Origin of the sequence: Vibrio mexicanus (assembly GCF_001012815.1) — a bacterium.
Classification (GTDB): Bacteria; Pseudomonadota; Gammaproteobacteria; order Enterobacterales; family Vibrionaceae; genus Vibrio; species Vibrio mexicanus.
The window spans coordinates 1-1,666 of sequence record NZ_JYJP01000032.1 but is presented as its reverse complement, the minus strand read 5'-3'; the positions used below and the strand labels follow the sequence as shown (position 1 = coordinate 1,666).

Here is a 1,666-nt window from a genome sequence, read left to right as displayed (position 1 = left end):
CGTGTCATTCCAAGGCTGTAAACCGTATAGGTTGACCGATACTAAGTGCGCGTCGTCGCCGCCAATCATGTTAGCTACATCGCCACCCGATACGTTAGCGGCGCTGAGTGCTGCCATTTGGCCCGTACCTGTAGAGTAACCGTTTAGAGCACTGTTGTTTGCAGCGTTCATGCCTTTAGCAATCTCGTTAGTATCAATATCTACATAGGTGTAGTTCACTGACGGGAACAATAGCGTTGTTCCGTTCGTTGCCGTTAGAGGCAGCATGTAACCTGCTGTGTATAGGTTCGATGCTTCCGTTAGGTTAAGGTCTACATAAACACCACCAAAACGCTCATCAAAGTTTGCTAAGCGGAAGCGAGCATTTTCTGATTGAGTGAAATACTCACCAATCATGATGGTTTGTGTTGTGTATTCGTTGTTGCCGTATAGGTTATTAAAACCGCCACCTGCAACCAATTTAATTTCACCTTTGTGGTCGGTTGCAATACCGCCACGCCATGCTGTGTTACGTGGGTCTGCGTCGTGGACTTCTGAATCTGCTGCGAACGCTGCGCCAGAAAGAGATAGTGCTGCCGCTACGCCAAGTGCTAAAAGAGATTTGCTGCTTTTCATAATATGTGCCTTTAAGTATTAACTTGTTTGTTTAAAGACACATCCGTGTGCTTAAATTCCGTGGATGTTTTTATTTCAACGCATTTTGCGTTTATAATTTTTACTAAATCAAACTGAATCAAACAAAAACCAAAATAGGAAATTAAAATAACCAGAGTTTAAGTTTTCTTTTCCAATCTAATTAAATTCTTCTATTCAACCGAAGTGAACTTTACTCTCCCCGGCTGACGGAAACTAATATAACCAATTTGATATCATATAAAAATGGAATCAAAGTTAATTCAACTATTCCCCACATTCATAACCCTGCTCTTATTTTTTCTCTACAGAAAAACAGTTAAGGCTCGACTGTTTATTTGATTTAAATCAAGGTAATGCAAGGAGGGTGCATTTGAACACAGGCTTATCTATGTAAACTGCATAACGTTCACGAAGCGTTCTATTGTGCGAATTCTCTGATCGCAATTGTTTATAGTCAGTATAGGTTAGGAGATCATTCAACTGAGCGTTCGACATGTTTTGTACCTTATAAGTTTCCAAAAACAACATGCCAGTTATACGAACTGCGTTCTATACACGGTAGTTAGTTTAATAACAGGGCTAAGTGATGCCTGGTGTAAGTAACCTAGTAATAGTTGCACCTGTCCTCTCTATTGAGCATTTAAAATTAACATTGACAAATAGACAAGTGATGAATAGATAAGTGGAGAATAGACCATATGATATTACTTACACATATAGTTAAATGAATATGCTTGGATTTTTCAATATTTCATGATGGCGCATCATTTATATAACTGCTATCCGATTAAATATCACAATGCTGATAGATTGGCCAGACATGTCAGAAAATGTTGGAAGTACGTGAGGGTTAATAGAGACTGACGCTTAAAACTCGAAATAGATTCGTCACGCCTTAAAGAAAAGTGCTTTAGTCTTTTAGTCCTGGGCTGGCTGCACTAAGCCATCACCAACCCAGGTTTCTTTATAAACGTTTTGAGTGGATTAGAAGCGCCAGTCGAAACCTACTGAAACTTTCTTATCTTCTGTG

The 1,666-nt window shown here is 39.5% G+C and carries 1 protein-coding gene; it reads right to left on the bottom strand.

Features of this window, described 5'->3' with window-relative positions; translation table 11 throughout:
• A partial coding sequence (locus UA76_RS06390; RefSeq protein WP_047044125.1) for a hypothetical protein occupies positions 1 to 615 on the bottom strand: 615 nt, incomplete at its 3' end.
• Positions 616 to 1,666: the final 1,051 nt, after the last annotated feature.